General features: G+C 49.2%; 5 protein-coding genes and 5 tRNA genes. All 10 read left to right on the top strand.

Annotated features, from left to right (window positions below):
* Nucleotides 1–143 precede the first annotated feature (143 nt).
* The 10 genes from HMPREF1051_RS01435 (at nt 144) to pflA (ending at nt 6625) form a co-directional block, all read left to right on the top strand.
* On the top strand, nt 144–713 hold the full coding sequence (locus HMPREF1051_RS01435; protein WP_003744335.1) for a FixH family protein: 570 nt from the start codon (nt 144–146) through the stop codon (nt 711–713).
* A gap of 340 nt (nt 714–1053) precedes the next feature.
* A complete protein-coding gene (locus HMPREF1051_RS01430) occupies nt 1054–1599 on the top strand; it encodes a hypothetical protein (RefSeq protein WP_003763306.1) in 546 nt (181 codons plus the stop codon).
* A 101-nt stretch (nt 1600–1700) separates the two neighbouring features.
* Nucleotides 1701–2261 carry a CDP-diacylglycerol--glycerol-3-phosphate 3-phosphatidyltransferase gene (gene pgsA / locus HMPREF1051_RS01425; protein ID WP_003744331.1) on the top strand — a complete coding sequence of 187 codons (561 nt, stop codon included), beginning with the start codon at nt 1701–1703 and terminating at the stop codon, nt 2259–2261.
* An 86-nt stretch (nt 2262–2347) separates the two neighbouring features.
* Nucleotides 2348–2423 (top strand) — tRNA-Gly (locus HMPREF1051_RS01420).
* A 39-nt stretch (nt 2424–2462) separates the two neighbouring features.
* Nucleotides 2463–2538, top strand: a tRNA-Gly gene (locus HMPREF1051_RS01415).
* A 27-nt stretch (nt 2539–2565) separates the two neighbouring features.
* Nucleotides 2566–2639, top strand: a tRNA-Cys gene (locus tag HMPREF1051_RS01410).
* A 10-nt stretch (nt 2640–2649) separates the two neighbouring features.
* Nucleotides 2650–2727, top strand: a tRNA-Cys gene (locus HMPREF1051_RS14000).
* Nucleotides 2728–2750: 23 nt separating this feature from the next.
* A tRNA-Leu gene (locus tag HMPREF1051_RS01405) sits at nt 2751–2840 on the top strand.
* A gap of 394 nt (nt 2841–3234) precedes the next feature.
* A complete protein-coding gene (pflB, locus tag HMPREF1051_RS01400) occupies nt 3235–5520 on the top strand; it encodes a formate C-acetyltransferase (protein WP_003763304.1) in 2286 nt (761 codons plus the stop codon).
* Nucleotides 5521–5812: 292 nt separating this feature from the next.
* Nucleotides 5813–6625 carry a pyruvate formate lyase 1-activating protein gene (gene pflA, locus HMPREF1051_RS01395; protein WP_003759661.1) on the top strand — a complete coding sequence of 271 codons (813 nt, stop codon included), beginning with the start codon at nt 5813–5815 and terminating at the stop codon, nt 6623–6625.
* Nucleotides 6626–6950: the final 325 nt, after the last annotated feature.

The following is a 6950-nucleotide window of genomic DNA, read 5'->3' as shown; positions in this document are numbered from 1 at the left end:
CGGTCCAAGTTTCCACCATTCCCGAATACGCCGACAAGGGCAGCCATCCGATTGAGTTTACCTTCACTTATCGCGAAACCGGCAAAGCAGATGGCAAACCCACTATCTTGGAAGAAGAAGCAACCTTTATCGGAGAATAAAACGTGTCCGAGCAAAAACAAGTCAAACCTTGGTACAAACACATTTGGCCGTGGGTGTTGATGGCGGGGCCTATTTTCGTCGTGATTGCCAGTGTCGCCATGTTCTTCGTCGCCAAAGAACATGCAACCGATTTGGTAACGGACGACTATTACAAAGACGGCAAACATATCGACATCCAGCTTCACCGCGATGAAGAGGCAGTGAAGCGGCATATGCAGGTGCAAGTGCTGATCAGTCCAGATAAGGATGCGGCCAAAGTGTTTGTCAGCGGGGAATTCGATCCCAAACAGCCTTTGAATCTCCTTTTGATGCACCCGACTAAAAAATCGGAAGACCAAACCGTCAAACTGCACCCCGTCAGTGCGGAAATCCAAAACGGTCGTATGGAGTATGAAGCGACTTTCAAACCTCTGCCGCCGACCAACCACTGGTATCTGCGCGTGGAAGACACTTCAGGCGTTTGGCGGGTGGAGGATAAATGGATAGTCAGTCAAGGTAATGCAATCAATCTGACCCCTATGAACAAATTGTTTGAGAATGCTAATCAGAAGCCGAAAGATTCAGGACAATAGTTTGACAGGCTCAAAAGGTCGTCTGAAAAATTTCAGACGACCTTCATGTTGTAAGGTTTGTGATGATGTTGGCGCAAATATAGTGGATTAACTTTAAACCAGTACGGCGTTGTCTCGCCTTAGCTCAAAGAGAACGATTCTCTAAGGTGCTGAAGCACCAAGTGAATCGGTTCCGTACTATCTGTACTGTCTGCGGCTTCGTCGCCTTGTCCTGATTTAAATTTAATCCACTATAAAGCGGGCAGGGCAGTATCGGTCGTGAACATAGCTGAATGACTGATAAGGCAGGATAACCGTTTTCAGATGACCCCGGTCGTCATGAAAGTAACAAGGACAAGGTATGAGCAAACGCTGGCGCAGGCTGACGGACAACGAAATCAAAATGGCAAAGCTGATTTTTGCCGACAGCATTGATTACGCCCGCGTCAAAATCTATCAAGGCATTCCTTGCCTGCCAACCATGCAGGTTGCCGTTTCGCCCAACGGGAACATCTATTTCCCGCGCAATAATTGTCCTGACGACTTCGCCCTCGCTTCCGAGTCCCATCAAATATGGATGATTCATGAATTGACCCATGTTTGGCAGTACCAGCAAGGATTTAAAACCTGGTTGGGCGGATTGTTTTTGTTCGTCAGCGGAGGCTACCGCCGCCGCCGTGCCTATCTCTATCCCAATCTGTCTGATATTTGTCATTTCGGTATGCTGAATATGGAGCAGCAGGCGGATTTATTGGCGCATTATTACGCGTCGTGTTATCTAAAAGGCAACATATACAACGCCCAAAATCAAACCTTTCAAAAGATTTTAAAGTCGTTTATCGAAGACCCGTGCCAAAAAGAATGGCTGCCTCAATGCAGGTTTTATCGAAAAAACAAACGGACTTGAAGGCTTTTGCTGTCTGAAAGATAGTTAAAACATATGCTTTCAGACAGATAAGTCCGTTATAATAGGCAAATTAACTATCATAACCACATCAAAGGTAAATCATGCCTTGGAACATACCGATTTTTCTGACTTGGATGCGCGTTTTGCTGATTCCGGTCTTTACTTTGCTGTTTTTCCTGCCAAAAGGGTGGATTGCACCGGAAACCGTCAATTGGACTGCCGCTATCATTTTCGCACTCGCAGCCGTAACTGATTGGTTTGACGGATTTTTAGCAAGGCTTTGGAAGCAAACCTCCGATTTCGGCGCCTTCCTCGATCCCGTTGCGGATAAATTGATGGTAGCGACCGCATTATTGCTGCTGGTCAGCCTTGGCCGTACTTATGTTATCTTCGCCATTATCATCATCGGCAGGGAAATCACCATTTCCGCTTTGAGGGAATGGATGGCGCAAATGGGCAGACGGAGCAGCGTTGCCGTTGCCACGATCGGCAAATTTAAAACCGCCGCGCAAATGGTTGCCATATTTTTATTGCTCTTAGCCTCCAATCGATTTGACAATATTTTTTACCTGACAGGTAACATATTGATGTTTATCGCATCTGTATTAACCCTCTGGTCAATGTTCTATTATCTGAAAATGGCGTGGCAGGAAATCAAATAAAAAATAAAACAAACCCCTTGACGACAAGTTTTAAATCCATAATAATTGCGTCTTCTTCAGAAACAGCAGTAAGAAACAGACATTCGGCGGGAATAGCTCAGTTGGTAGAGCGCAACCTTGCCAAGGTTGAGGTCGCGAGTTCGAGACTCGTTTCCCGCTCCAAACGAATCCTGTCTTAAGTTGCTATAAAGTTTCTCCGATGCGGGAATAGCTCAGTTGGTAGAGCGCAACCTTGCCAAGGTTGAGGTCGCGAGTTCGAGACTCGTTTCCCGCTCCAGTTTGAACACTACCTGGTAGTTTGTTTGGCGAGATAGCAAAGTGGTAATGCAGCGGATTGCAAATCCGTGGACGCCGGTTCGATTCCGACTCTCGCCTCCACTCATTTCATGGCGGGGTGGCAGAGTGTTTATGCTATAAGGGGTGCAACCCTTATATAGGCCGGTTCAAATCCGCGCCCCCGCCTCCAAATTTCAATATAAAACAGTCTGCGCCCGGGTGGTGAAATAGGTAGACACAACGGACTTAAAATCCGTCGGCCCTAAACCGGCCGTGCCGGTTCGATTCCGGCTCCGGGCACCAATAAATCTATGAATTTATTGAATAATCTAAGACTCTAAATTACCAAAAGACAGCTTATAATTCAGGCTGTCTTTTTGCTTTGTGTCCAATTTGTGTCCAACTTGTGACCTTTACACAATGTAATTGCATGAAATCAAATACCTAAGGAAAAGCCCTGAAAACCGGACAAGTTTTCAGGGCTTAATTTTATATTCTACACTTGTTTACACGCTAAAGGCTTGAAAAATAAAATGTAGTTTTAAGTAATAACTGTTCTCATTGATGTAAGTCAAAAAAATATCGGGTAAACGTTCACATCTCCGCCAATCGTTACACTTCATAGAGCTAAAGTGCTATTCTGCAAAGGTAAATTTCTTCTACCTATAAATTCTATCTGACAAATTAGGAGCTTGATATGTCAACCGATGTACAGCAACGCCCTGCCGCTTGGGAAGGTTTTGTCGGCGGTAATTGGGAAACCAATGTCGACGTGCGCGATTTTATTCAGAAAAACTACACGCCTTATGAAGGCGATGCGTCTTTCCTCGCGCCTGCGACCGAGGCGACGACCAAACTGTGGGCGGACGTGATGGAAGGCATCAAAGTCGAAAACCGCACGCACGAACCTTACAAAATCGACGCGCAAGTCGTGTCCGGCATTACCAGCCATGCACCGGGCTATATCGATAAAGATTTGGAAACCATCGTCGGCCTGCAAACAGACGAGCCTCTGAAACGCTCAATCATGCCGTTCGGCGGTTTGAAAATGGTGCAAGACGCGTGCAAAGTGTACAACGTCGAGTTGAACCCTGAAGTCAGCGAAATCTTCACCAAATACCGCAAAACCCATAATCAAGGCGTGTTTGATGTTTATACGCCCGACATCCGCCGTTGCCGCAAATCCGGTGTGATCACCGGTTTGCCGGATGCTTACGGTCGTGGTCGCATCATCGGCGACTACCGCCGCGTGGCATTGTACGGTATCGACTTCTTGATGAAAGACAAACTCAACCAGTTCAACTCGCTGCAAGCCGATTTGGAAAACGGCGTGGATTTGGAAGAAGTTATCCGCCGCCGCGAAGAAATCAACGAACAATACAAAGCCTTGGGTCAAATGAAAGAAATGGCAGCCTCTTACGGCTACGACATTTCCGGCCCTGCGAAAAATGCACAAGAAGCCATCCAATGGACTTACTTCGGCTACCTTGCCGCCGTTAAATCGCAAAACGGCGCCGCCATGTCGTTCGGTCGCGTGTCTTCATTCTTGGACATCTACATCGAGCGCGACCTGAAAAACGGCGTAATTACCGAAACCCAAGCGCAAGAATTTATCGACCATTTGGTGATGAAACTGCGTATGGTTCGTTTCCTGCGTACGCCCGAATACGACCAACTCTTCTCCGGCGACCCGATTTGGGCAACCGAATCCATCGGCGGTATGGGTTTAGACGGCCGCACGCTGGTAACCCGCACCAACTTCCGCGTGCTGCACACCCTGTACAATATGGGTCCGTCTCCCGAACCAAACATCACCGTATTGTGGTCCGAACAACTGCCGCAAGGCTTTAAAGAGTTTTGCGCCAAAGTGTCCATCGACACCTCGTCCATCCAATATGAAAACGACGATTTGATGCGTCCGGACTTCAACAGCGACGACTACGCCATTGCCTGCTGCGTCAGCCCGATGGTGGTCGGCAAACAAATGCAGTTCTTCGGCGCACGCGCCAACTTGGCGAAAACCCTGCTGTACGCAATCAACGGCGGCGTGGACGAGAAATCCAAAGACCAGGTCGGCCCGAAAACCGAACCGATTATGGACGAAGTCTTGGACTACGACACTGTCTTTGCGCGCATGGACAAATTCATGGATTGGCTGGCAACCCAATACGTTACCGCGCTGAACATCATCCATTACATGCACGACAAATACAGCTACGAAGCCGCACTGATGGCGCTGCACGACCGCGACGTGAAACGTACTATGGCCTGCGGTATCGCCGGTTTGTCTGTGGCCGCCGACTCACTGTCCGCTATCAAATACGCCAAAGTCAAACCGATTCGCGACGAAAACGGTATTGCCGTCGACTTTGAAATCGAAGGCGAATATCCGCAGTTCGGTAACAACGACGACCGCGTGGACGACATTGCCTGCGACTTGGTGGAACGCTTCATGAAAAAAGTGGCAACCCACAAAACTTACCGCAACGCAACGCCGACCCAGTCCGTGTTGACCATTACCTCCAACGTTGTGTACGGCAAAAAAACCGGCAACACGCCGGACGGTCGGCGCGCCGGCGCACCGTTCGGCCCGGGTGCCAACCCGATGCACGGCCGCGATGTCAACGGTGCCGTCGCTTCGCTGACCTCCGTAGCCAAACTGCCGTTCGAGTTTGCCAAAGACGGTATTTCCTACACCTTCTCCATCGTGCCGGGCGCATTGGGCAAAGATGAAAACTCCCGCGAACGCAACCTCGCAGGCCTGATGGACGGTTACTTCCACCACGAAGAAGGAGAAGTGGAAGGCGGTCAACACCTGAACGTCAACGTATTGACCCGCGAAACGCTGGAAGACGCGATGAACAATCCGGACAAATATCCGCAACTGACCATCCGCGTGTCCGGTTACGCCGTACGCTTCAACTCGCTGACCCGCGAACAGCAGCTTGACGTGATTACCCGCACCTTTACACAAACCATGTAAAGCAAAGGGTTTACAGTAAACCAAGCCGGGGGACGGATTATCCGGAACCCGGCTTGATTTTGCCTGAAGCAATGGTTTGATAATATCAAAATCCAGTGGATTAACTTTAAATCAAGACGACCGAAGGCGGTACAATAGAGTTATCATTAAAACCCATTTACCTATTTAAAAACAGCCCATAAACTTCCCACAACAGGGAACGCAATGCCCGCATATTAATCCAATAAGAAGAACCCTCTGCAACACAAAAACAAGTTTTCAGACGACCCCAATATCCGGTACATCAGACACCATGCAGACATCTATCGCCATCAACCCCGAAACGCCCGCCCCCGCCAAAGACCTCGGACACCGCCATTACAACGGCAAAGGCATCGTCCATTCCGTAGAATCCTGCGGCGCGGTGGACGGTCCCGGATTGCGCTACGTCCTCTTCCTGCAAGGCTGCCTCATGCGCTGCCTCTACTGCCACAACCGCGACACATGGGACTTGCACACCGAACAAGCCCAAGAAATGACCGTGCCCGAAGTCATGAAGCAAGTCATGTCCTACCGACACTACCTGCGCGCCACAGGCGGCGGCGTTACCGCCACAGGCGGCGAACCGCTCCTGCAATACGAATTCGTACGCGACTGGTTCACCGCCTGCCAAGAACACGACATCCACACCTGCCTCGACAGCAACGGCTACGCCCTGCATTACGATTCGATCCTTGACGACCTGCTCGACCACACCAACCTCGTCATGCTCGATTTAAAACAAATCGACCCCGAAATCCACAAAGTCCTCGTCGGCATCCCCAACACCAAAACCCTCAAATTCGCCCACTACCTCGCCGAACGCAAACAGCCCGCCCGCGTCCGCTACGTCGTCGTGCCGGGCTATACCGACGACGACCGTTCCGCCCACCTGCTCGGCGAATTCATCGCAGACATGGACAACGTCGAAATGGTCGAACTCCTTCCTTATCACGAACTGGGCGCGCACAAATGGGCATTGTGCGGCGACACCTACAAACTCACCGGCGTACATCCGCCCCCCAAAGAAACCATCCTCAAAATCAAATCAATTTTAGAAAGCTACGGCAAAAACATTATTTATTGAGTTCAAATCCAAAAGGGTCGTCTGAAAATGAAATATTCGCTTTCAGACGACCTTTTCGCCGTTCATCCCATTTGTTGCAGCCCATTGCATCAATCAGTTACCATATAAATCTATTGTCATTTTAGACCTTCAGTCGCAATCTTTGGGCTAAGTTGAGACAACGTGGTATCGGTTCAAACTTGGATTACTAGAGCATTCTTATCTTTAAAATTTATAGTGGATTAAAATTGCAATGATACGGCGTTGCCAACGCCCTTATGTACTACCCGTACACGGCGGGCGTTGCCGCCTTGTCTCATTTTTATTTTAATCCACTATAACTTTA

This window comes from Neisseria sicca VK64, from assembly GCF_000260655.1.
GTDB classification, from domain to species: Bacteria; Pseudomonadota; Gammaproteobacteria; order Burkholderiales; family Neisseriaceae; genus Neisseria; species Neisseria sicca_B.
This window is presented reverse-complemented; position numbering and strand designations above follow the sequence as displayed.